Below are 24,289 nucleotides of genomic sequence, written 5' to 3'. Positions count from 1 at the left end.
GCATCGAAATTGGCAATTTTCAGCAGAGAATATTTAGGTGGAAAAAAGAATATTCTCCCCAAAGGGAAATTTTGTATAATTTCAAGCTTTATCTTTGCCAACAAATTAAAGCCGGGAAAAGTATAGCTATTGCCGATCCAAAACAGAATCTAATATGATTGTAAATACAGAATTGGAGACAAAAGGGAATTTATTTCCCGGCGAAGTGAAAGTCTTTGAGTTTGACGGGAATTCGGTTACTTTTTCAACAGCAAACAATGTTCTGCTTCGAATTACTGTTTTAAGAGACAGCATCTTACGTTTTAGATATGCTACCGATGGTATTTTTGAAAATGATTTTTCCTATGCTATCGATAAGGACACCATGCATGGGTTTAATAAATTTGAAATCCAGGAAGCACCTTTCCTCATCACCATCATTACCAGCAAAATAAAGTGTAAAATTTCTACTACAGATCTTAAAATTGGCATTTATGACCTTCAGGATAATGTAATAGTAGAAGAGGAGCTGGGTTTTCATTGGGAAGAAAGTTTTAAATATGGAGGGAACTTTGTGAAGATGAATAAAACTTCAGTAGAAGGAGAAAATTTCTTCGGACTTGGAGATAAACCTACCAATTTTAATCTAAAAGGTCGAAAACTGACCTTATGGAATAAAGACCAGTTTGCATTTAATAAAGATCTGGACGAACTTTATAAATCTGTACCTTTTTACACCGCGCTGCACAGCAATATGGCCTACGGGATATTTTTCGATAACAGTTTCAGGACTCATTTTGATTTTTGCCAGGACAAAAGGAACGAAGTGAAATTTTGGGCTGAAGGTGGTGAGATGAATTACTATTTTATTTACGGACCTAAAATAGCAGAAGTGGTTACTTCTTATACCAATCTTACAGGAACTCCAGACCTACCACCACTTTGGGCTTTGGGTTACCACCAAAGCAAGTGGAGTTATTTCCCTGAAGAAAGAGTAACTGAACTTGCAGCTAAATTCAGAGAACTTGAATTTCCCTGTGATGCCATCCATCTGGATATCGACTATATGGATGATTTTAAATGCTTTACCTGGAATAACAAACATTTTCCCGATCCTAAATTAATGGTGGAGAACCTGGAGGAAAAAGGTTTTAAAACGGTTGTTATTATCGATCCCGGAATTAAAATAGATGCCGATTACAAGATTTTTAAAGAGGCCCTGGACAACAATTATTTTTGCAGAAGAGCTGATGGTCCCTTTATGCGTGGAAAAGTTTGGCCGGGAGAATGTTATTTTCCGGATTTCACAAACCCTAAAGTCAGGGAATGGTGGGCCGGATTATTTAAGGAACTTGTAGGGGAAATTGGTGTAAAAGGAGTCTGGAACGATATGAATGAGCCTGCAGTAATGGAGGTGCCAGGAAAGACCTTTCCTACAGATGTCAGGCATAATTACGATGGCAATGACTGCAGCCACAGGAAAGCCCACAACATCTACGGAATGCAGATGGCGCGGGCAACCCATGACGGAGTACGAAAATATGCATTTCCAAAACGGCCTTTTACAATGACCCGTGCAAATTTCGCCGGCGGACAGCGTTATTGTGCTACCTGGACAGGAGACAATATTGCAACCTGGGAACATTTATGGCTTGCCAATACACAAGTGCAGCGATTATGCCTTAGCGGGATGAGCTTTACCGGAAGCGATATTGGTGGTTTTGCAGAGCAACCTTCAGGAGAATTATTTACCCGATGGATCCAGCTTGGGATCTTTCATCCTTTTTGCCGGGTTCATTCTTCGGGAGATCATGGAAATCAGGAACCATGGTCCTTTGGAGAAGAAGTTTTGAGTATTACCAGGGAATACGTCAGGTTAAGATATCAGTTGCTCCCGTACTTATACACTGCATTTTATCAGTATACAGAAGAGGGAATTCCTATTTTAAAGCCATTGGTATATTTTGATCAGGAAGATGTACATACCTATTACCGATCAGATGAGTTTATATTTGGAAACCAGATACTGGTATGCCCTATCCAGGATGCGCACGTCCAGGGGCGAAGAGTTTATTTTCCGCGTGGCAAGTGGTATAATTTCTGGAATGATGAAATAGTAACGGGAGGTAAAGAATACTGGGTAGATGCGCCACTGGAAAAATCTCCTATTTTTATTAAGGAAGGTGCTATTATTCCAAAATTTCCTGTTCAAAATTATGTAGATGAAATAGAAATTAAAGCTCTGTTCCTGGATATTTATTATAAAAACGGAAATGAAACTTCTATTCTATATGAGGATGCCCATGACGGTTATGATTATAAAAAGGGAAGATACAGCTTAAAAACTTTTAAATTCCGCGGAAAACCGGGAGAAATAATAATCCAACAGCATAAAGATGGGAAGTTTTTAACTTCCTATAAACACCTGGAGGTTCGCATTCACGGTTTGCCTTTTGAAATTGAGAAAGCTTATCTGGACAATGAAGAAGTAAGCCTGGAAACCTTAGATTTTGATCCTACAGTTAATACAATGAAAATTCCTAAGGTGTTCGATTTGATCCAGTTTACTTCAAAAGCTAAATCTTAGATCCTGCAGATGAAGCTGATTGATGGTACGAAAATGGCAATTTTCAGCACTTCACTTTGAATGGATCAAAATTCCAGATTTTCAATTTCTACATTTGCCATTCCCTCTATGTCTACTTTAACCAGAAGATGCTTTTCCTGTGGTATTATTGCCCTAACCCTTATGTTTTCCAGGTCACCCAAGACAAAAATTCCTTTCTTTGGTTCCATCCTGTCCTGTAATTTATCATTTATGCTTTCCAGCTGCTTCCGGATAAGTGGAAGCAATTCAAATCTCATCTTTTCCTTTAACTTGTTATACATAAAGATATTTGCCACACTTTCCAGAAAATTGTTCAGGAGCCAGTTTCCTGTATTGCCATCTAAATTATAATCCCGAATAGTAACTACCTGGTCTTCTTCATTAAAATCTATTGCAAGTTTCACCAGTAACCGGCCTTCCTTATTCCTAAATAGGGATGTTAGCGCCCGGAGTTTCAGCTCAAGTAAAAAATCATACTCTTCTTCCAGGCTTCTTTCCATGGCAACATCCAGGATTTCCGCATATGTTGTAATCTTGCCATCGTCCTCTTTTTTAATTTTTTCTCCAATTAATTTTTTCCGCAGCAATTCTTCCAGGGCTGAATACTTTGCACGCACCGGTAAGGCTATTATTACTTTACCCTGCGGAAAATTTTTAATATTTTCGTTCTTGTCCATAAGATTCTTTCCTACTAAATTACGTTTTCTTTTACAAAAAATCCAGCAGCGTTATTTGCCAATACTCAGAAGTCTGAGCTTTTATTGAATAAAAAAAAGTTACGTTTTATATTTCCTTCATAACTTCGGAAAAAATCCTATAAGAATTTACCCGATCCTCGTGATGATAAATATGTGAGGCAACCATTAATTCATTCACTCCGGTTTGCTCCAGAAATTTCTGAGTTTGCTGCTTCACAGTATCCTTATTACCTACAAAAGCATATTTCAACATCCTTTGAAAGGCAGGATTTTCCGAAAGCTCCTTTAATTCTGGCGTCAACTCCACAGGCTCCTGAATATAATCGATATTACCGGTCATTACGCCAATCATCATTCGGAGCATTGAGGTCGAAATTCGCTCTGCCTCCTTATCTGTGTCGGTAGCTATTACATTAATGCACGCGATGGTATAGGGCTCCTGCAGATATTCTGAAGGTTGGAAATTGTTATAATAAATATTCAAGGCTTCAAAAAGGTGGGTTGGGGCGAAATGGCTCGCGAAAGCATATGGCAAACCTTTTTTTGCCGCAAGATGGGCGCTGTCTGTACTGGAACCCAGGATGTAAATTGGAACCTCCACACCTTCAGCCACTGTTGCCCTTACTTTATAGTCCCGGTTATATGGAGAAAAATATTGCTGAATCTCGCCGATTTCTTCCGGAAATTTATACACTGCATGCATTCTGTTTGCACGAATCGCCTGGGCAGTGACCTGATCTGTTCCCGGAGCTCTTCCCAATCCCATATCAATACGGTTTGGATATAGAGAACCTAGAGTACCAAATTGTTCTGAAACAATAAGTGGGGAATGATTAGGCAACATAATTCCGCCAGAGCCAACTCTTATCTTTTTTGTTCCGCCCGCAATATATCCAATGAGAACTGCTGTGGCTGAACTCGCAATACTTATCATGTTGTGGTGCTCTGCCAGCCAGAATCTGTGATAACCAAAATCTTCTGCTTTTTGTGCAAGATCCAAAGCTCTCTTAAAAGTCTCCCCTGGCGTGGAGTTGTTTGCGACGCTTGCGAGCTCTAGTATAGAATAAGGAGTTGTTTTACTTTTCCTGTTCATTATAAATTTTTCTTTTTTCTTTTTCCGCTGAATGGAATTGCTCCATATCGGCTAAATTTTTTCTTTTTTCGTAGTTATTCAATGTAAGCAACATTAGAGGAAAACCACAGTATTTCAGAGAATTTTAGTATTGAATTGTGGCAGAAATTAGCACCGAAATATTTTACCGGACAATCTGCTCTATTTTACAAAAAAGATTTGCGGAATCCTGCCAACAACTCTTTGAAAATTCCAGGCGCAAAAAGTTGGCAGACAAAGGAATTCATATTTAAAAGATCCTGAAAACTTAAAATTTCTAGTTATGTTTGGTCTTACAAGGTATTGCCAGATATGTACCAATAAACTATAAGCTCCTGAGGAGTTAAAAATATGAGTAGTCTCAAAAAGATAAATTTTCTGCGAAAAAAAATCACCCGTTCCTTAACGAGAAACGTGGGAAAATCCCAACTTCAGGAGAAAATTGATTTAAGCAACATAACGATCAAAAGAATTCTCATTTCTCGTCCTAATCACCGTTTAGGAAATCTGTTATTAATCACGCCACTCATACAGGAATTAACAGAAACATTTCCGCAGTGCCAAATCGACCTTTTTATTAAAGGTAATTTAGGTCCGGTTTTGTTTAAGAACTATTCTAACGTCGATCGAATTATTTCGCTACCAAGAAAACCATTTAAACAATTCCTTAGTTATCAAAAAGCCTGGTTGTCGCTAAAAAACCGATCTTACGATTTGGTAATAAACGGTGATAAAATATCATCTTCAGGAAGATTATCTGTCCAATTGGCCAGGTCCAGGTACAAACTTTTTGGAGACGAAAGCCCGGATTTGGAATTACATTCTGAAATAAACCAGCACATGGCGAAAGCCCCTATTCTTAATTTCAGAAGTTTTGTTATTTACCAAAATTCCAAAACCACTAATGAACCTACCCCCCGGCTTAACCTTAAATTAAGCCCGGCAGAAATTTTGGAAGGCAGGAAAAAATTAAAAGATCTTGTACAGAATGAAGCAAAAACGATCTGTTTATTCACCTTTGCGACCGGAGAAAAATGCCTTTCCAAAGAATGGTGGCTGAATTTTTATGAAAGGCTGAGGGAGGAATTTCCGGAATATAATATCGTGGAAGTTTTACCCATGGAGAACGTTTCCCAAATATCTTTTAAAGCACCAACTTTTTACAGCAGGAATTTGCGCGAGATAGGATCTTTAATTAAAAATACGCAGATTTTTATTGGTGCCGACAGTGGTATTATGCATTTGGCGAGCGCGGCACAAGCACCTACAATTGGGTTGTTTTCTATTTCTAACGAAAAAAGGTATTATCCTTATGGTAATGGAAGCGTCTCCTTCAACACCCAGAAATGCAGCCAGGACGAACTCATTGCAGTAACAAAAAGAATTTTAAAGTAAAGGAGTTGATTATCTGCAACTCAATAAGTATTAAAAGCAACAGAATTATTTTCCGTAGCATTTAAAAATTTTAATTCTGGTTTATATTAAAAGAAGTAACATCTCTAAATGTAAAAAAGCCTCTTTCCAATCTAATGGAAAAAAGCTTCTCACTGGAAAATGCTGAGGTAATCAGCACCCTACCACTTCACCCCGATCTCCGGGATAAACAACACATCTTTATATTACAAAATTATTACTGCTATAATAACTTATGATTTTGGGACCAGTCGGAATACAAACCAATCGCTGATAAACCTCGCTTTAGGATATATCTAATATAATATCTTCGAAATTTAATAACTTGAACTTGTCAAAAAGTGAAGACAAATATACAATAGCTGTTTTTATTAAGCAAAATTTTAAATAGCCACACCCCTGGACTTAAGCATTAGTTAATGCAAATGTTCATTCAAAAATCTAATGTATCACTGAAATGAACCCTATTCTCCGGAAGCGATTTGGGCTCAAACCATTTTTACTGCGACAGAGGGATAAAACCGCTCATTACCCACTTACTAATCTTCACGTTCCTTCAGGTATAAATCCTGAACCAGCACTATTACTATTACAGTGATTGGCGTGGCCAAAATCAGACCCCATCCCCCGGTAAGAGCACCCATAAAAAGCTGAGAGATAAGGATAAGTGCAGGAGGCATTTCAATCATTTTCTTTTGAACCATAGGAGTGATAAAATTGCTTTCCAGAAACTGAACAAGGACATAAATTCCTAAAATAATGAGCGCGGTTCTTGGCCCCTGCAGGAGACCAATTAGGATGGCAGGAATTAAAGCAATTAAAGGCCCAAAGTTGGGAATAAAACTAAGAAGGCCTGCTAAAAGAGATAGTACCAACCATAACTCAATTCCCAGAATAGAGAGTCCTATTGCGGTAAAAGCAAAAACTACAAACATCGATAACAACTTTCCCTTAAGCCAGTTCCGCAACTGTTTTTTAAGATGATTTAGGACATTTTGAACCTTCTTATGTTTCCTTGGAGGGAAAAGCACCACAGCACCATTTGCATAGAGATCAGGAGAAACGGTAAAGAAAATTCCAATAAAAAGCACCACATAAATATCACCAAATACACCAAAAGTAGATTGAAAAAACCTTCCTCCAAATGCCTCTGCTTTTTTAATAGATTCTTCTGAAGTAAGTCTTTCCACAACCTCCTCTCCTACTCTGCTATTATTAAGTTGTTCTTTCAGATTCTGGACAGTTGATGGAATAGTCTCACTTAGCACAGAAATCTGCGCTTGAATTTTAGCACCTATGAGCCAAAAGAACAAAAGTATAATTATAAAGGTCGAAATTATGGAAATGGTTTTACACAGCCATCTCTTCCATCCGGTCTTCCTTTCCAGGAGAAAACTTAAACCAGTAAAAAATATGGCAATAAGAGACCCTGCAAAGATTAACAAAAGAGCATTTGCAGCCTCAATAATCAATAAAATCAGCAAAATCGTAAAGGTTAAAATCCCAACAACAGTCCAGACCTTTTTCCGAAAAGAAAAACCTTTTTCTTGAGTACTAGGAGAATTTCTCTGCATTTTTTATATAATTTTCTATAAATCCTGAACTACTAATTTCTTACCTTTTTCTTTATGAAACCTTATATCCTAATTCTTTCTTAGACTAAATTTTAAGATCAATATATTTATGTACTGACATTTTGGACTTTCAGCTTGTCCAATAACTTTTTTACGTTTGAACGTTCTACAAATTTACCTATTTTTAAACCGGCTCTCCATGTTCCTAAAAAGTATCTAATGTTAACCTTTTATCATAATGGAATTCTCTTCTACAAATTTTCTTAAATTTTTTTATATCGCCGTGTTTCTTAGTTCATTTTTAGTCGCATGTAATTCTAAAGAAAATGTTGAAACTGCCAGCTTTGAAGGTGCTGGTAATGAATGGGCTCACTACCAGGGTGGACCCGGGCGCAATCAATACTCCAGGTTAAAACAAATAAATCCATCTAACGTAGACCAACTGGAACTTGTGTGGCAGTTTCACACTCAGGATACAGGACAGGTACAAACCAATCCACTAATGGTAAATGGAATGGTTTACGGCATGACTGCCACCACCCAGCCTTTTGCTGTAGATGCTGAAACTGGAGAACTTATCTGGAGAAAAGAATCTGATGGAATGGATTCTTACAGTACCAGCCGCGGAATTTCCTATTGGGAGGATGGTGATGATAAAAGGATCCTGTACACCAGCGGATCCTGGCTATATGCAGTAGAAGCGGCTACGGGAAAACCAATCGAAAGCTTTGGCAAGCATGGACGTGTGAGTTTAAAAACAGGTCTGGGCGCGGTATCCCAGGATAGGATGGTGATCTCTAATACTCCAGGTACGGTTTATAAGGAGATTATTGTAATGCCATTAAGAGTTTCTGAAGGTGCAGATGCTGCGCTGGGGCTTATCCAGGCCTTTAATATTAGAACCGGGGAACTGGAGTGGGTATTTAACACAATTCCTACTTCCGGAGAATTCGGCCATGAAACCTGGCCTTCTGATGTTCGAAAAAACAAACTGATAGGAGGAGCTAATAACTGGGCGGGAATGTCGGTAGACATCGAACGTGGAATTATTTATGCTCCAACAGGTTCGGCTGCCTTTGATTTCTATGGAGGGAACCGCAAAGGTGAAAATCTTTTTGCCAACAGTCTTATAGCGCTCAATGCCGAAACCGGCGAACGTCTCTGGCACTTTCAATTTGTGCATCACGATATTCTGGACAGAGATCTTCCTGCGCCTCCAAACCTGCTTACGGTAACCCACCACGGAAAGAGAATAGACGCAGTGGCACAAACAACTAAACAAGGTTTGGTCTTCGTTTTTGATCGGGAAACAGGAGAGCCTTTATTCCCCATAGAGGAGCGACCAGTCCCTACTTCTGATATCCCCGGCGAAGTTGCCTGGCCAACACAGCCATTTCCTACCAAACCAGCGCCTTATGCAAGACAAGAATTTACTGAAAATGACATTAGCCCAATTGCTTCTAATCGGGAGGAGCTAATAGAAACCTTCAGAAATAGTCGCTCTGAAGGTCCTTTTACTCCATTAAGCGAACGCGGAACCATAATCTATCCGGGACTTGATGGGGGTGCCGAATGGGGAGGTGCCGCAGCCGACCCGGAAGGAATTCTATATGTGAACAGCAATGAAATGGCGTGGCGTATCTCCCTGAACCCTACGATTACTAAAGAGGAACTGGCAGAACAATCTTTTGGCCAACGGTTGTATACGTTAAACTGCGCTATGTGCCACGGCAATGACCGTACAGGCAGTCCTTCCAGCGGATTCCCCTCCCTTGTGAATATTGAATCTCGACGGGATAAGAAACAAATCAGGAATATTATTGAACACGGCCAGGGCATGATGCCTGCTTTTAATAAATTTTCCGAACAAGAAATGAAGGCGCTTATAGACTATGTAAACCAGGAGGAGATTGCAGAAGAAATATCTAAAGAGCCGGGAATGGAAAAATCTAAAGAAAATAATCAGATTCCTTATCAGATATCAGGCTACAATAAGTTTCTTGACGCCGATGGCTATCCAGCCGTACGACCACCCTGGGGCACCTTAAATGCTATAGATCTTAATACCGGGGAGTATCTGTGGCAGGTAACCTATGGAGAACATAAGGAATTGCAGAAAAAAGGAATCCCCCAAACAGGAGCCGAAAGTTATGGTGGACCCGTGGTCACTGCCAGCGGACTACTTTTTATTGCAGGCACCAAAGATGAAAAGTTTAGGGCTTATAATAAAAAAACCGGGGAACTGCTTTGGGAAACGGAGCTTCCATCAGCGGCTTTTTCCACACCCAGCATCTATGAAGTAAATGGAAAACAATATATTGTATTGGCTTGTGGAGGCACTAAATTAGGAGCGCCCGGTGGTGATAGTTATGTAGCTTTTGCACTGCCATAAAATCTTATTTCCAGAAAAGGGATTTGAACACTCCGAATAAAATATTGAGGTAAAGAGTGGCAATTTTTACAATCACTCTAAATTCATTTTTGGTTTTTCTCTTTTAAAAAGATAAAACTTCCACTTCTCAAGAGGCTGGTATTAAATATTGGACAGTGGATTATTGTAATTTCTCAGGGTGACGATGTGCCCATAATTACGTTTTTCCATACAGCGCAGCCCGCTTGTAGATTTTTTTTAGACAACGTATAACCCATAATTAAAAAATTTAAATATGCCGAGTACCAGAAAAATTTTCTACTATTTTAGCATCTTTTTTTCAGTCCTATTAATAATTATTAGTCTTCTTTCCCTTGTACACGATCTTTCATTATGGTATTCTAAAGTATTGGATTTTCCAAGGCTTCAGTATTTGATCGTTGGATTGGTCCTGCTTATCCTTAACTTTTTTCTGAATAAAAAATGGAATGTATTCTCTGTTTTAATTACCATTGGATTAGTAGCTGCCATTACTCTCCATTCTATAAAAATTTTTCCATATTTTTTTGGAGACAAAGCAGTGAAAGATGCCGCTGAGCTTAAGGAAAAATTTTCAGAAATAGAAATTGTCATTGCAAATATTCTTATTACCAATACCGCTTATGATGAGTTTTTACTTGTTATTCAGGAGAAGAATCCAGATATTATATTAGTAATGGAAGTGAATGAGGAATGGATACAAAACCTTCAGGTTTTAAAAGAGGATTATGCCTATCGCATAGAATATCCGTTGGAGAATGCTTATGGAATGGCTATGTACTCCAAGTTTCCGCTGGAAAATCAGGAGATAAAATTTCTAAATAAAGATGATGTTCCTTCTTTCCATACAAGAATTTCTTTACCGGATGGAGAACAATTTATGTTTTATGGAGTACACCCTGTTGCTCCAGTTCCCAGTAGTAAATACCCCGATAATGAAGGAGAAAGGGAAGTGGCTTTGGTTAAAATAGGTGATATTGTGGCAAAGGATACTCTTCCCTCTATCGTTGCCGGAGACTATAACGATGTTTCCTGGTCTCTTACTTCCCGATTATTTGAAGAAAGCGGAAATCTTAAGAATGTTAGAATTGGAAGAGGCTTATTTAATACTTTTGATTCCAATTCAATGATTATGAGATGGCCACTTGACCATTTTTTTGTTACACAAGAATTCTATTTATCCGAAATAGAGCGGCTATCCAAAATTGGTTCAGATCATTTCCCTCTTTACGTAAAGTTAGTGCTACCCAAAAAAAATACTCAAACACTTTATTAAAAAGGAATTTGTGACTGGAAAAATATAGAATTCTTTTAAAATAACTCCTGGTCTTTAACCATTTTTATCGCCTTAAAATCAAGAAATCTGTTCAATGCATTTGTAGAGTTCTTCCACATCAAAAGGTTTGGCTAAAAAAGAGTTAGCACCAGATCCATTTACAATGGAGGGATTAGCATGTGCAGACATAAGCAAAACCGGGATATCCCTGGTTTTTTGTTCTTCTCTTATACTTTTACATAAATCTACACCATTCCCATCAGGCAACATTATGTCCATGACAATAACATCTGGAAGTTCCTTATTAATAACTTTGGTAAAAGAAGTGACAGTAGGAAAGGCTTTTACTTCATATTCTTTTTCGGTTAAAAGAAAACCAATTAATTCCCTCAGTGCATGATCATCTTCAACTAAAAAAATCTTTTTCATGGCTTAAAAGTAAAACATAAGACTTCTGGGAATCTTAAATACTTTGTTAAATAAGGCGTCCAAATTGATAAATTTTTAGACTTCCCTCACTTCAGAAAGTAAGATTATTTAAAATTGATTGATAATCCCATTGCACCTAATTATTTCAAAACTTCAATTCTAAGATTTACTACTGAACTTCAGATTATTAATTAGGCTATATTTAAATATGAAGCTTACTGGAAAGAGTGTTTAAAGTTGCTAAATCTGCTTCATTTATCATCACCTCCTTAGCATCTGTTAGAAGTCTTTTTGCTTCTTTTTCAAGAATATCATGATAACAAGGTTTTAAAGCTTTTTGTTTTATAAGAGCCAGGTACATGTAACTCAGCTTCTGAACCACAATTATATCTCCACAACAATATTTTCTTAAAGGCGCATTGATCTGGTATAGTAAATCTTCAAAGCTTACAACTCTCATTTTTACATAATCCTGACCAGAATCGGATGCAAAACTTTCGTCTGACTTCAACATTCTTAATCTTATCAATTCAGAGAGATAATCAATTGCATTCAACGCAGTGCCTGGATCGTTTATTCCCGGGGACATCGCCTTTACCACTACTTCAGTAATTTGCTTGAATGCCAGGAGGTAATTTGAGGTCACCAGCTCTTTTCTGGATAAATAAAAATTCCTTAAGAGATGCTTTAGAGCTTTATCGTTGAGCTTTTCTTTAGAGCGGAATACCGGCGTGCCTTTCAGCACAAAGGTTCCCTTAATGGGTAAAACTTCTAAGAGCGTATCGTTCTTTTTAGAAAATGAGAGGAGATCTCTTTCTGAAAAGTCCTGAAAATAACCGCTTTTATCACTTCTATATTCGGTCCAGCCATTACTATTGGGAAAGTTCCAGTTTATTGAGCTTTCCCGTTCCAGCAGTATAGAAAGCCTCTTGCTGGCATTTGTGAAAATTTTTTCTAAAATATTAGTAATCTGGATAGTTTCGGAGATATTGTGGATGAAATAAATAAAAGCATAGATGGAAACAACCGTAAAAAGGATTCCCAGAAGCACTGAGAACCCCGGTATTTGATACTTATCCCCTGTTGGCTGTATTGAAAAAAGGACAAATATGGAATATAAAATGCTGGAAATATATATACCCAGGATAATTTGATGTCGCTTGTCAGAGATCAGCCCAGGAAGCAAACGAGGCGAATAAACACTTGCAGCCTGATTTAAAAGCACCATTACCATCGAAAAACTAAAGACCATCATAGAAATAAGTCCTGCTATACAAGCACTTAGAATAGTTAGAGCTGTATCTCCACTATTAACTACCAAAAAGGGAGCATGCTGTACGAGATAATCTGAAATTCCGCGTTCTTCCAGGTACATCATTAAAAGAGCAAAAATGAGTCCTGAAAGAGCGAACAGTGTGGGATAAAAAGCTATTTTACTTTTAATGGAGCGGTAAAAAGTAAGTATTCTGGTGAAGAAGGAACTCATAGCTTAGACTTGTATGTTTTTAAGTTTTTGAAGTTAAGCAAATGAAAGAAATAAAAGCTAAGAAAGTAAAGGTGCTGCCATGAAAGTTCTTTATACATAATAATTGATAACGCATTTCAGCAATCTGAAGCTGTATCTACTGTTGAAAAACAAAAAATCCTGCCTTTGTTTGGCAGGATTTTCTAATTTCCATTATCGGAAGGGAAGCCGTTATAGAAACCTGAAAATTGCTTTAAAAATTTACAGTTTCATCTTTAAATAGAAATTTATTGCTTAATAAATTCTCCGTCAACGTCAATTACAACATCCTGACTTAATACTGCTTCAGGAAAATTTGGTCCCAGGTTATAATCAGATCTCTTCACATTACCAGAAATTGCAAATCCAGAGATAATTTTACCATTTTGAGGGTTTTCTATAGTCCCACGGTGCACAACTTCCAGAGTAATCGGTTTTGTTATTCCGTTAAAAGTAAGGTCTCCGGTAACATTATATTTCCCGTCACCAACTTTTGTGGATGACGTACTCTTAAAAGTCATTTCCGGATATTGCTCAGCATCAAAGAAATCAGCACTTCTTAAGTGATCGTCTCTCCTTTCAACGCCTGTGTCTATTGAAGGCACCTGCACAACGATATTGTATTGCGCATCACTAAAATCTTCTTCTGAAGCTGTTATGCTGCCCTCAAATTCATTAAATCTACCTTCAACTTCAGAAATCCCCAGGTGGGTAATACCAAAAGATAGCTGTGTATGAGCCGGATCGGCCTTCCACGTGGTTTGTGCAAATGTCGTCATGCTTAAAAAAGCAATAAATAAGAAAGAAAATAATTGTTTCATAATATTCATTTTTAGATTAATTGTTAATATCTCACTTTTACTATTTAACGTTAAAACTGTCGTCTAATGTTAGTTGCGTCTTTTCTGCGTAGGCGTCAGGAAGAAATTTTGCAGCAACTATAACTGTCTCTGAAATCCTGCGCCTAATAATTGTACCTGTACTTCCGCTTTAACTTTTGAATGCTTACTAAAGACGGAAAATCTGTTGTTCTGTAAATCTAATAATACCCTTACAAATTTGGAATGAGGCAGCAACTGTTCAAAATTTGATTTTCTAAGTTGCTTTTCGTGTTCTGAGATTAACAGAACAATTTTCTGTGTGGCTACTTCTTTAATGGTTTCCAGTAAAGAACAGGAGGCTTTTTCGGGCTGAGTGATTATAATAATATCGGCTTCCCAGCAGCCATCTCTTTTGCAACTGGTAAATTCAACCTCAGCGTCAGTTTCGGTTTGCTCCAGACTTCTCTTTAAATCTAGCTTTTTTTCTTCATTTTCAGAAACTAAGAGCAATCGAAAATCCTGCTTCATCAAAACCTGCAAAACTTCAGAAAGTAAATCTCCTGGATTTCCCAAAATTGCGATTGTTTTACTCATCACCAGTCACTTACAAAATAAAATTCCGCAGAAAATAAAAGCTCGCTTTCCACACAGCAATAGTCCCTTACGCCTCTTTTACAAACTGCACTTCAGCACTAAGTCTCACCTGGTCGCTCACCACAACACTTCCTGCTTCTGTCACCGCGTCCCAGGTCAAACCGAATTCTTTTCGGCTTATCTTTCCGCTTACGGTTAAGCCGGCCTTTGTTTGCCCGTAAGGATCCACCACAACGCCACCAAATTCTACATCAAGAGTGACAGGTTTTGTAGTGTTTTTTATGGTTAACTCGCCTTCCAGTTTATCACTGTTTACATCATAAGTTCCTGCTCGAAAAACCATGTCTGCATGCTTATCTGTAGCGAAAAAATCTGCTGATCTTAAATGTTCATCCCGTTGATCATTATTTGTATCAATAGATTTTACATCAGCTTTAAATTCAAGATTTTTCAGATTTTTAAAGTCATCACTTTCAGACTCAGCCTTTCCTTCAAAAACTTTAAACTTTCCGGTAACGGTTGAGATCATTAAATGCTTCACCTTAAAAGCTACTTCACTGTGGGTTGGATCAATATTCCATTTAGTATTTGCCATAATAAACAGGTTTAAATATTATTTAATAATGTTACAATGCAAATCTAGAAGCATAATGAGCCATAGCCAATGACCTATGATAAGAAATGGATGTGATCTGGATCACACTTTTTCACTAAAAAGAAGTTAATAGAGATGGTAAAGGGAGACGGTAAAGAATGCAGCCCTTTAATTCCCGGAGACCATTTGGCTACGAAGGCGGCTTAGCGTTTCCCGGGTGACTCCTATATAAGAAGCAATCATATGCTGCGGCACCCGCTGGGAAATATCCGGAAAATCCCTTAATAATTTATGGTAACGCTCTTCAGCAGTAGTACTCATTGTACCCATTAAGCGTCTTTGGGTAGCAATCAGGTTATTCTGAATAAGGGTCCTGAAGTAACGTTCAAAAGCAGGAACCTCATCCAGGAGCAAATCCCAGGAAGATTTTGTGATAAGCAAAAGCTCTGAATCTTCCAGCGCCTCAATGTTGTATTCTGAAGGCTCCTCTGTAAGAAAGCTGTAAAGATCGCCTACCCACCAACCCTGCAATCCAAACTGAAGAATATGTTCATTCCCCTTATCATCTATGGTGAAGCTCCTTAACAATCCTCTTTCCACAAAGGTTGTATAAAGACAAACGTCACCGTCCTGAAGTAAAAAACGCTTCTTTCGTAACTTCTTCGGAATAAAAAGGGTTTTTGCGAATTCAAATTCTTCATTGGTAATTTTGATTGTTTCATTTACTTTTTGATGAAGAAACTCGAACATTGCTGAAGCTTTAATAATGAAAAATTCTCTGCCTTTCCCCGGAAGATTAATTCCTTTGAAAAGATTTTATAAATTTAAGGCAATTTTTTCAGAAAGGGGTGCCGGCAGAAGATCTCTGAAATGGAAAGATTGTACTCACCTCCTGCAGATCGAAAATTGCCATTTTTGAAGCCGCTCTTTAAAAGGTATCCCCATTTTTTTTAAATATGCTTGTTCGTTAAAGCACCTAACAAAGAAATTTTATAGTAAAATTGTCACGTCGAGCGCAGTCGAGACGTTTTTGTTTGACCTTTCGACTCCGCTCAAGGTGACAAAAACTAAGTTTGAGTGTTCAAACAGGCAATCATCTTTTTTAAATATAATTGATGTGAAGCCAGTCCAAGGGAGAAATTTGGCATTTTCAGACCTGTTGTTGATCCCTTTTCAGCTTTTTGAGTCTCATAATCTGAATTAACTGCACGATTGAATCCTTCCGAATCGAAAATTGCCAATTCTGAAGCCGCTATTGCAGGTGATTTGCTGTCTTTAAAGATTTCTTAGTCGTAAATTGCCTTTTTTGATGGCCCTATAAATAGAAAAATTGGAATTCCCGGACATAGCTTTAGCACCACCCAACATCTTAGGGATTCCTGATCTGAAATAAGTGAATATGAATCACTTCAAATCGAAAATTGCCATTTTTTGAAGTCGCTCTTCAAATCTAAAATAAACTTTAAGATTTAAATCATAAGTAAAGAAACATCATAATAATATCTTATTTTATAGCGAAGATAACTTAGGAAAATTATAAAGTTCACAAATTTTTCATGATAAAAGCCCAAATTCTAAGGCAGACACGGTTTATTCTGTTATTTTAGTATTTCTAAAAATTTAAAAATACTATCATGAAAAAACTTGTTGAAAACATTCAGAGTACTTATGAATCTTTCCAATCTGAGGCTACTGCGCAATTAGAAGATGGCAATAAAAGCGCCGGAACCAGAGCAAGAAAATCCTCATTAGAACTGGAAAAACTATTAAAGGAATTCCGCAAAGTTTCTATTGCAGAATCTAAAAAGTAAAAAAGATCCTTTTAAGACAAAATAAAAAGGGAGATTCTAACGAATCTCCCTTTTTGTTAACAGAAATAATTAGCTCTGCTTTATTTTAAGTGCTTTTCTTATTATTCTACAGGCAATTGCTCGCCAGGTGTAGCTATAGAATCTTCTACTTCAGTTACCGCATCGACAGAATCAATAACTGCTTCAGCAGAAGTCTCAAGAACTTCGGCCTGAGCTGGAGTAGCTTCAATAACTTCAGCTTCTGTTCTGTTTTCAGCAGAAACTTCCTTACAAGATGTAAAACTTAAAACTAATGCGATTACAGCAAGAGTCAAAAATGATTTTTTCATTTAAATGAAAATTAATTGTTTAGGCAGCGAATATATATCATTTTCAAATTCAAAAATACTCAGTCAAATTTATTTTTAGTTAAATTTTTATTTAACTAAATGTGAACTTATTGGCTATTTTTAAACGACTACTTATTTTAAGTATACATCTAATAATCAAGTTTTTATTTTCAGGCACCTCATTATTTTTGCAAAGACATTTTACTAATAAATAAAACTTGCCAAAAGTGAATAGCGATATCCCAGAAAAGAGACTTTATGTCTTTTCCGTTTCTAAAGATCTTTAGCTTTTTCTACTAACCTTTTTAGCTCAGCTTTAAAACCATATTCATCAGTAAGATTAACAGTACTCAGCCAACTCAATACTTTGTCGTATTCACTGCTCCCTTTATATTCAGAATCGCGGAGTAACATTGAAAATGAAGCTACACTTGCCGTAAACTTCATAAAATCTGAAGATTCTGCAAAAGTCTTTCCTTCATCAAAAATCTCCAAACTTAAAAGTTCACTGGAACCAGAGTTAGGCTCCTTGTACCTAAAATCTACCTTTAGAGAAGGTATGGTGGAATATTGAGGGTTTCTGGATGGTATAACTTCATATATGGCAGTAATATTCTGCCCGGCTCCTATCTCACCAGCATCTTCCTCATCGTCTTCAAAATCGTCTTCCTCTAGAATACGGTTCTCATATCCAATAAGTCTGTAGGCTTCAACATTTTTAATATCAAATTTTACCTGGATTTTCACGTCTTTAGCTACGGTAAAAAACTTGTTGTATTCATAAATAAATACTTTTCTCAACTGCTCAAGATTATCAATATATTCATAGGTGCCATTCCCGTTATTAGCTATTTGCTCCATAACAGCATCATTTAAATTACCCCGACCAACACCTAATGCAGTTATAAATATTCCACTTTCCCGTTTTTCCTCAATTAATTCTATCAATTCTTCCTGGCTCGTGACTCCTACGTTAAAATCACCATCGCTCCCCAGTATTACCCTATTATTGCCATTTTCCAAAAAATTTGCAGCTGCTATTTCATAAGCAGTTTTTATTCCTTCAGAACCTGCCGTGCTCCCTCCGGAACCTAGCCTATTTATGGCGGCCATAATTTTATCTTTTTCATTTCCCGGAGTAGATTCCAGCACCACAGCAGAAGAACCTGCATAAGTAACTATAGCTATTCTATCTTGTGAAGTGAATTCATTCACAAGACTTTTAAATCCGTTTTTTAGAAGCTCCAGCTTATCCTCGCTTCCCATAGAACCGGAAACATCTGTCAAGAAAACAAAATTGGATGGCGGCAAAGGTTCAGGCATTGGTTTTCCTTTAATTCCAATTCGTATAAGCTTAGTTTCATTATTCCAGGGAGTATTACTGATTTCTCCATTTAAGCTGATAGGATGAATGCTCTCTGTAAAATCATAATCCAGGTTGAAGTAATTGATCATCTCCTCAGTGCGAACCGCATTTTTTGGAGGTAACTGGTTATCACTCATTAAAAATCGCCTTACATTTCCATAAGAAGCCCCATCCGCATCTATAGAAAATGTGGAGACAGCCTGGTCTTCAACTTTTATAAAAGGGTTTTCAATAATTTCATTGTAATTATCTCCACCGACTTCTGGGGCAATTAAATCGTCAGTACTATTTGAAAAACCTAATTGCGGAGATACTTGTTGATCAGGCATATTATCTGTTTCACAGGAATAAAAAAGCAACAGGGCAAACGACAGGAAGATGTATGATTTGTTCATATATTAATTGATTTTATACTTATTAGATGCGTTAACCGGGAAAAGGTTGCGTATCAACTTCAGAATTTGGCCAATCTCACCCGTTAAGATGCACTTTGTAAAAATGTGGAAATAACTTTTGATCGATTCACGAGGAATTAGGGCTTATTTAAGTGAAGAATTAGATTTTAAATAATTTACTTCTTCATAATACTTGCAGGATTTTCTACAGCTTTAAAAAGTTAATTGGAGCTGGTAGTGTTTTTTGAAAAGATGTTTTTTTAAATTTGGCTTTAATTGCAAGTTATGACTAGAATTCTTCTTATAAGCTTATTTATACTAATCCCGGGGCTTCTATCTGCACAACTTGTGAATATTGAAGCCAAACGCATGCAGACTGATTCGGTAAGATTTACACTGAATGCAGATTTTTCCTTCAATCATACCAATAATGACGGGAGCCAGGTGAACCAGATAACTACTGCCTTTAGTACTCAGCTGAAATCGAAGGACCTTCGGAAGATTTACTTCCTCCTGGGAAATTATAATCTTATTGATTCTGAAGCAGAGAACCTTCAGAATACATGGTTTCTTCATGGCAGATTTAATTATAAATTTAATCAGGTCTTAAGATTTGAAACTTTTCTTCAGGGACAATACAACCAGCTATTGGTTGTTGAACAACGTAACCTGATAGGTGCCGGGCTTCGGGCTAAATGGATGGATAGAAAACGATTTACCGGCTATGCAGGCAATAGCTACATGTATGAGATGGAATCCAGCGATCGGGCAGGAACCACATATTATAATCATAGAAACAGCACCTATCTTACCTTATCATATGCTGCAGAGTCTGGAAAATTTTCAATTGCCAATACCGTTTATTATCAACCGCTTTACAAGAACTTTAGCGACTACAGGATCCTGGAACAATTTCGTATGGACATTCCTCTTTCCAGCTGGTTTAAAGTTTTCACCCTTTACAATTATTACTTCGACAGTAAAACTCCGCTTAATACACGGGAATATACCTCCAATTTAAATTTTGGAGTGGGAATCAGCATCTGATTTTTGTACAGCATTTTGCCAAAATACTGACTAAGAATGCTGAATTTTACACTAATCAACGTTTTCGAGTTATTCTCTCAGACGGCTTTAAAAAACCCCTGTTAAACCGCAGAGATTATTGAGCCGAAAATGTAAATACCTTACCTAATGTTAGAGTAAGGGACTGATTTACGATATTTGTAGAATTTATGACGTAGCAAAAAAGTAACTAGCTCCTTTTTATTGATTTATACTGGCGATAAGTTAACAACTGATTTTTGCCAGGTATATCAACCTATAACCTATGAAATCTAAAGCTCCGGAAGGTAAAAAAATAACTCTGATTTGGCTCAAACGGGCAGGGATTCTTCTGGCAATTCTCCTGCTGGCACCCACACTGTTATTCACAGTAGGCTGGCTTAACAGAGACCTGCTTATAGATGAACTACAGGAGTGGTATCAGGAAAATAACAATGGCCGCCTGGAAATTGGTGAAGTAAACGCCACTTTTATATATGGATTCCCTAATGTCGGTTTTACTATTAAAGATATATATCAAACCGGTTTTGATACGATCCTGGATAAAAACTCTTCGATTTCTATTGACAAAGCTCAGGTAAGTATTGCTGCCACAGACCTTTTAAGTGGTAATCTTCAATTCAGAAATATTAGAATAGAAAATGCTGAAATACATTCAGAAGTTGTTTCAAAGAAAGCCATTTCGAATTATCGCAGGTTAAAAAAACAAATGCAATCTAATCCTTCCAGGGGATTGGAACTGCCGGGGTGGATTTCCAGCCACACCAAGTTCCGGTTACGAGATGTGATATTCGTTTCTAAGGACTCGATGCTGAACAAATATTTTAATCTGGAATTACACGATGCATCGGGAGAAATTAATATTGAAAATGAAACGATTACAGGAACTCTCGACTTTGAAGTTATGGTTCAGGATTTGGGTTTTAACACTAAAAAAGGTAGTTTCTTAAGCAACACGATGGTTAGTGGGAATCCGAAATTTATATTGGAGCAGTTTAATAACAAACTAAGTGTTCCGGAATTTATTCTTGAAGTGGGAAACCAGATATTCACTACAAAGGCAGATTTTGATTTTAATGAAGTTACGGCGTATCGTTTTTCCCTCGAGAATCCTAAGGCTAATTTTCAGGAGATCAAAGAGCTTTTGGCCGATAGCATTGCTGCAAAACTATCATTTTTTGAAATTCTGGAACCCCTGGACACGAAAATTAACCTTGAGGGGAAATTTGCGTTTGGTGATGTTCCTCTTATAGATGCCGAGTTTTCTACCACTAATAACAGGGTGAAAATTAATGATAGTATCGTATTAGATCATGTTGATTTAAATGGATATTTAACCAATACTCTTAACCAAACCCAGGACATTGGACAGCTACAACCGTCACGACGTGATATTAAAGTTCTAATGGAAAGTTTCACAGGAGATTGGGACGATATAAAAATTGCCGCCAGTAATTCTTACTATCAATCTTCAGATGAATCTCTGAATTATGTAAATGCTGCTGTAAAAATGTATGGCCCTAATGAAACGTTGGCTAAGGTTTTACAAAATGAAAACTTCAAATTCATTGGTGGCAATTTCGATCTCAAAGCTAATATTAACGGCGAGGTTACCAGCACCTACGAGGTTTTTAATGCCGCTACCGGAAGTTTTACCCTTAAAAATACAAAAGTAGTTCTTCAAAAGAATAATCTCCAGCTCCCCGTTGAAATTATTGACCTGAAACTAAACGATCAGAATGCTATTCTGGAAAATCTTATTATAAATCTGCCAAATGAGGAGCAGCTAACCTTTAAAGGAACTATAAAAAATATTTCTTCCCTCATTGCAGACGTACCTGCAAATCCAGCCGTTGCCGATGTATCACTCCAATCTGATGCTTTAAATATCAATGACCTTATAATCACAGCAACGGAGTTTATACCTTCTTCAGAAAATACCAAGACGAATTTAAAAACGCTGCATGAGACTATTGAGGCGATCTACAGGAAATTCCAGCCAATTTTCAGATTAAATTTAAATTCCGTAGAATATGATTCAATAAGTTTTGATAATCTGGTGGCAGATATCGAGTTCATTGATGCAGAAACCGTTCATTTAGGCAACTTAAGCTTTAACTATCAAGGTGCTATCACTAATCTAAATGGAACATTAAAAATTCCGGAACCTGGTAATAGCGTTAAAGAGCCTATAGTTATTAATGTAGCTACAGAATCTTCAGGACCAATTAAGGTTTTCCAGGATCTTTTTAAGATTCAGCTGATGGATATTAAATCCGGCGAATTTAGCTTCTCCGGAAACGTAACAGGTAATGTCTACAGATTTGAACAGCTACTAAATAATGCAAATGGTGATCTTAAACTCATAGACGCTAAATTTTATTACCCCGAAGCAGCTATCGATATTGAGTTAGACGCTCTGAAGGTAACGGTTCATGACTCTAATATTAACCTGGATAGGTTTATTATGGAAGTGGGTGATCATCATCCTTTTGCCCTTCTAGGCCGAATAGAAGAGTTTCCGGGGTTTTTACTGGATAACCTGGATACTAACGGAAAGATATATATAGCATTAGATGCAGCTTTTATAAATATAGATGACTGGATTAAAACAGTAAATTCTATGGATTTTAAGGCTGCAGATAAGACCCTTAAAAATCGTGATCTCGCCGCAGTATTTGCTGACATTTACAAATTTAATCCAGAATTTAAAGTAGCAGTAGATTCTTTAAAGTATCAGGATATTGTTACAAGGGATATGGCAGCTAAAGTTTATTTTAAAAATGATTCCATACTTAAACTTGACGATCTTAGCGTTAGGTTTAAAGATTCTAAAGCATTGATAAAGGGCGAACTTGCAGCGCAAAACACTGAAAATTCAAAAGGTAATCAAAACCCATTTAACTTTAGGTTTTCTGCTGAAGCTGAAGGAAAATCTAAAGATCTCAATGACTTGTTACAAACCGTTAATTTCACACTGCAATCCGGAGACTTCAAATTCAATGGAAGTTATGAAGGTAAGGCGCAGGATCTTGAAATTTTAAATTCTAATGCCCGGGGAGATTTAATTTTAGGCTCAACAGTGGTAGACATCGAGAACACCGATATTCAGATTCCGGTGGACAGTCTGCACTTATACATCTTAAACAATCTCGCGACGCTCGAAAAACTTGATGTTGAACTTCCCGGTAAAAGTTCCATAGATATCACGGGTAAAATAGATAATTTCTCTAATTTCATTAATAATGATCAGGCTATTGAATCTCATCGCTCCTCGTTCAATATTAAGTCTCCATACCTGGATAGCAGAGATATCAAAAAGTTTCTTGGGAACACCACTAGAGAAAAAGACAGTTCCAAAAATCAAAAATTCGAGATAGAGAACCTAAAAGAAATACTTAGCAGCATTAATAATTCTTATTTTCCTTCAGCGAGTATTGAAATCGACTCCCTGATTTATGATAACTTTTCTGTTTCAGATTTTACTTCAGAAATCGGTTTTAATGACAGCGGGGATATTGTAATAGACGCCACCAGGCTTAACTATTCTGATGGTTGGATAGACCTCATGCTAAAAGCTGGAGTTGGTACTGCACAATATTTACCTGTTAATATAAAGATGAATATTCAGGACATTGATATCAAAGACCTGGTAAAGGATCTAAACTACTTTAATCATGATGAACTCCGGAAGGCGGAAAAAATAAGTGGAAACCTGGGTTTTGAGTTCGATGTTAACGGAATTCTTAACAAAGACGGCAAACTGGATATAAATTCCCTTAATGGTACTGTTATGGTAAATCTTAAAAATTTAGCCTTATATGATTATGAACCCTTAATAGAAAACATATTTCTATTAAAAGAAGAGCGCTTTGAAAAATTACAGTTACGACCCATTAAGCAATCTTTTGAAGTTATAGACGGAAAAATAATCATTCCCCGAACCCAGGTCCAATCCACTGCGCTTCAGTTTTTTGTGGAAGGCGAAATGATACCCGGGGAGTATTACAATATTTGGATATCTGTTCCCTGGAATAACATTCTCAAGAGCCGGGATGGAATTAAACTACCAGAAAAAATTTCTTTTGAAAATTCAGGAGCTAAATTTTATATACAAGTAATACAGGACAAGGAAAGTAAAAAAGAAAGAAAGCGGAAGCTGAAAACTAAATTCAGACTGGGAAACAGGAAATTGAAAAAGATTAAAGAGGATTAAAGAAACTCTTATACAGGTAGTCTCCTGCATAATTGTTACCATAAGGAACATTGGACTGATGATCCATTCCTGTATTTTCGGTTTCTACAGATTAT

18 protein-coding genes are annotated in these 24,289 nt (G+C 37.1%); 7 read left to right on the top strand and 11 right to left on the bottom strand.

All coding sequences use genetic code 11. The features are described from left to right. Nucleotides 1–154 precede the first annotated feature (154 nt). Complete coding sequence (locus tag RM541_RS16910) at nucleotides 155–2,566, top strand: glycoside hydrolase family 31 protein (RefSeq protein ID WP_311501312.1); 2,412 nt, start codon at nucleotides 155–157, stop codon at nucleotides 2,564–2,566. A 65-nt stretch (nucleotides 2,567–2,631) separates the two neighbouring features. On the opposite strand, the gene RM541_RS16905 is transcribed toward RM541_RS16910, so the two are convergent. Next, nucleotides 2,632–3,264, bottom strand: coding sequence for a DUF4403 family protein (locus RM541_RS16905; protein ID WP_311501311.1), 633 nt, complete (start codon nucleotides 3,262–3,264; stop codon nucleotides 2,632–2,634). 106 nt (nucleotides 3,265–3,370) lie between these two features. Beyond that, nucleotides 3,371–4,378 carry an LLM class flavin-dependent oxidoreductase gene (locus RM541_RS16900; RefSeq protein ID WP_311501310.1) on the bottom strand — a complete coding sequence of 336 codons (1,008 nt, stop codon included), beginning with the start codon at nucleotides 4,376–4,378 and terminating at the stop codon, nucleotides 3,371–3,373. A 369-nt stretch (nucleotides 4,379–4,747) separates the two neighbouring features. Between RM541_RS16900 and RM541_RS16895 the strand changes: the two genes are divergently transcribed. After that, complete coding sequence (locus RM541_RS16895) at nucleotides 4,748–5,791, top strand: glycosyltransferase family 9 protein (RefSeq protein ID WP_311501309.1); 1,044 nt, start codon at nucleotides 4,748–4,750, stop codon at nucleotides 5,789–5,791. Nucleotides 5,792–6,348: 557 nt separating this feature from the next. Here the strand turns inward: RM541_RS16895 and RM541_RS16890 are convergent. Next, nucleotides 6,349–7,383, bottom strand: coding sequence for an AI-2E family transporter (locus tag RM541_RS16890; RefSeq protein WP_311501308.1), 1,035 nt, complete (start codon nucleotides 7,381–7,383; stop codon nucleotides 6,349–6,351). 238 nt (nucleotides 7,384–7,621) lie between these two features. Between RM541_RS16890 and RM541_RS16885 the strand changes: the two genes are divergently transcribed. Next, nucleotides 7,622–9,775, top strand: coding sequence for an outer membrane protein assembly factor BamB family protein (locus RM541_RS16885; RefSeq protein ID WP_311501307.1), 2,154 nt, complete (start codon nucleotides 7,622–7,624; stop codon nucleotides 9,773–9,775). A gap of 274 nt (nucleotides 9,776–10,049) precedes the next feature. Beyond that, complete coding sequence (locus RM541_RS16880; protein WP_311501306.1) at nucleotides 10,050–11,069, top strand: endonuclease/exonuclease/phosphatase family protein; 1,020 nt, start codon at nucleotides 10,050–10,052, stop codon at nucleotides 11,067–11,069. A gap of 78 nt (nucleotides 11,070–11,147) precedes the next feature. Here the strand turns inward: RM541_RS16880 and RM541_RS16875 are convergent, their stop codons facing one another. The 6 genes from RM541_RS16875 to RM541_RS16850 form a co-directional block, all read right to left on the bottom strand. Then, nucleotides 11,148–11,498 carry a response regulator transcription factor gene (locus tag RM541_RS16875; protein ID WP_311501305.1) on the bottom strand — a complete coding sequence of 117 codons (351 nt, stop codon included), beginning with the start codon at nucleotides 11,496–11,498 and terminating at the stop codon, nucleotides 11,148–11,150. A 202-nt stretch (nucleotides 11,499–11,700) separates the two neighbouring features. Continuing rightward, a complete protein-coding gene (locus RM541_RS16870; RefSeq protein ID WP_311501304.1) occupies nucleotides 11,701–12,984 on the bottom strand; it encodes a DUF2254 domain-containing protein in 1,284 nt (427 codons plus the stop codon). A gap of 266 nt (nucleotides 12,985–13,250) precedes the next feature. Further along, nucleotides 13,251–13,823, bottom strand: a complete 573-nt coding sequence (locus RM541_RS16865) for a YceI family protein (protein WP_311501303.1) — start codon at nucleotides 13,821–13,823, stop codon at nucleotides 13,251–13,253. Nucleotides 13,824–13,940: 117 nt separating this feature from the next. Continuing rightward, on the bottom strand, nucleotides 13,941–14,417 hold the full coding sequence (locus RM541_RS16860) for a hypothetical protein (RefSeq protein WP_311501302.1): 477 nt from the start codon (nucleotides 14,415–14,417) through the stop codon (nucleotides 13,941–13,943). A gap of 67 nt (nucleotides 14,418–14,484) precedes the next feature. Continuing rightward, complete coding sequence (locus RM541_RS16855; protein WP_311501301.1) at nucleotides 14,485–15,012, bottom strand: YceI family protein; 528 nt, start codon at nucleotides 15,010–15,012, stop codon at nucleotides 14,485–14,487. A gap of 168 nt (nucleotides 15,013–15,180) precedes the next feature. Next, nucleotides 15,181–15,762, bottom strand: coding sequence for a Crp/Fnr family transcriptional regulator (locus RM541_RS16850; RefSeq protein WP_311501300.1), 582 nt, complete (start codon nucleotides 15,760–15,762; stop codon nucleotides 15,181–15,183). 884 nt (nucleotides 15,763–16,646) lie between these two features. Here RM541_RS16850 and RM541_RS16845 point away from each other — a divergent pair. Next, entirely contained in the window at nucleotides 16,647–16,823 is a 177-nt protein-coding gene (locus RM541_RS16845; RefSeq protein ID WP_311501299.1) for a histone H1, read from the top strand. Nucleotides 16,824–16,924: 101 nt separating this feature from the next. On the opposite strand, the gene RM541_RS16840 is transcribed toward RM541_RS16845, so the two are convergent. Both RM541_RS16840 and RM541_RS16835 read right to left on the bottom strand, forming a co-directional pair. Continuing rightward, entirely contained in the window at nucleotides 16,925–17,152 is a 228-nt protein-coding gene (locus RM541_RS16840; protein ID WP_311501298.1) for a hypothetical protein, read from the bottom strand. A 273-nt stretch (nucleotides 17,153–17,425) separates the two neighbouring features. Further along, nucleotides 17,426–18,913 carry a vWA domain-containing protein gene (locus RM541_RS16835; protein ID WP_311501297.1) on the bottom strand — a complete coding sequence of 496 codons (1,488 nt, stop codon included), beginning with the start codon at nucleotides 18,911–18,913 and terminating at the stop codon, nucleotides 17,426–17,428. A 285-nt stretch (nucleotides 18,914–19,198) separates the two neighbouring features. Between RM541_RS16835 and RM541_RS16830 the strand changes: the two genes are divergently transcribed. Together RM541_RS16830 and RM541_RS16825 are read left to right on the top strand one after the other, a co-directional pair. Continuing rightward, nucleotides 19,199–19,960 carry a DUF481 domain-containing protein gene (locus RM541_RS16830; RefSeq protein ID WP_311501296.1) on the top strand — a complete coding sequence of 254 codons (762 nt, stop codon included), beginning with the start codon at nucleotides 19,199–19,201 and terminating at the stop codon, nucleotides 19,958–19,960. A 283-nt stretch (nucleotides 19,961–20,243) separates the two neighbouring features. Next, entirely contained in the window at nucleotides 20,244–24,194 is a 3,951-nt protein-coding gene (locus RM541_RS16825; protein WP_311501295.1) for an AsmA family protein, read from the top strand. Nucleotides 24,195–24,289 lie beyond the last annotated feature (95 nt).

It is taken from the genome of Autumnicola psychrophila (genome assembly GCF_031846645.1).
Classification (GTDB): Bacteria; Bacteroidota; Bacteroidia; order Flavobacteriales; family Flavobacteriaceae; genus Autumnicola; species Autumnicola psychrophila.
This window is presented reverse-complemented; position numbering and strand designations above follow the sequence as displayed.

Excerpts from the sequence above, each read along its gene's own strand:
- RM541_RS16855 (WP_311501301.1), bottom strand. The coding sequence starts at position 15,012 with ATGGCAAATACTAAATGGAATATTGATCCAACCCACAGTGAAGTAGCT.
- RM541_RS16860 (WP_311501302.1), bottom strand. The coding sequence starts at position 14,417 with ATGAGTAAAACAATCGCAATTTTGGGAAATCCAGGAGATTTACTTTCT.
- RM541_RS16880 (WP_311501306.1), top strand. The coding sequence starts at position 10,050 with ATGCCGAGTACCAGAAAAATTTTCTACTATTTTAGCATCTTTTTTTCA.
- RM541_RS16830 (WP_311501296.1), top strand. The coding sequence starts at position 19,199 with ATGACTAGAATTCTTCTTATAAGCTTATTTATACTAATCCCGGGGCTT.
- RM541_RS16840 (WP_311501298.1), bottom strand. The coding sequence starts at position 17,152 with ATGAAAAAATCATTTTTGACTCTTGCTGTAATCGCATTAGTTTTAAGT.
- RM541_RS16895 (WP_311501309.1), top strand. The coding sequence starts at position 4,748 with ATGAGTAGTCTCAAAAAGATAAATTTTCTGCGAAAAAAAATCACCCGT.
- RM541_RS16865 (WP_311501303.1), bottom strand. The coding sequence starts at position 13,823 with ATGAAACAATTATTTTCTTTCTTATTTATTGCTTTTTTAAGCATGACG.
- RM541_RS16825 (WP_311501295.1), top strand. The coding sequence starts at position 20,244 with ATGAAATCTAAAGCTCCGGAAGGTAAAAAAATAACTCTGATTTGGCTC.
- RM541_RS16870 (WP_311501304.1), bottom strand. The coding sequence starts at position 12,984 with ATGAGTTCCTTCTTCACCAGAATACTTACTTTTTACCGCTCCATTAAA.
- RM541_RS16910 (WP_311501312.1), top strand. The coding sequence starts at position 155 with ATGATTGTAAATACAGAATTGGAGACAAAAGGGAATTTATTTCCCGGC.
- RM541_RS16885 (WP_311501307.1), top strand. The coding sequence starts at position 7,622 with ATGGAATTCTCTTCTACAAATTTTCTTAAATTTTTTTATATCGCCGTG.
- RM541_RS16900 (WP_311501310.1), bottom strand. The coding sequence starts at position 4,378 with ATGAACAGGAAAAGTAAAACAACTCCTTATTCTATACTAGAGCTCGCA.
- RM541_RS16850 (WP_311501300.1), bottom strand. The coding sequence starts at position 15,762 with ATGTTCGAGTTTCTTCATCAAAAAGTAAATGAAACAATCAAAATTACC.
- RM541_RS16905 (WP_311501311.1), bottom strand. The coding sequence starts at position 3,264 with ATGGACAAGAACGAAAATATTAAAAATTTTCCGCAGGGTAAAGTAATA.
- RM541_RS16845 (WP_311501299.1), top strand. The coding sequence starts at position 16,647 with ATGAAAAAACTTGTTGAAAACATTCAGAGTACTTATGAATCTTTCCAA.
- RM541_RS16890 (WP_311501308.1), bottom strand. The coding sequence starts at position 7,383 with ATGCAGAGAAATTCTCCTAGTACTCAAGAAAAAGGTTTTTCTTTTCGG.
- RM541_RS16875 (WP_311501305.1), bottom strand. The coding sequence starts at position 11,498 with ATGAAAAAGATTTTTTTAGTTGAAGATGATCATGCACTGAGGGAATTA.
- RM541_RS16835 (WP_311501297.1), bottom strand. The coding sequence starts at position 18,913 with ATGAACAAATCATACATCTTCCTGTCGTTTGCCCTGTTGCTTTTTTAT.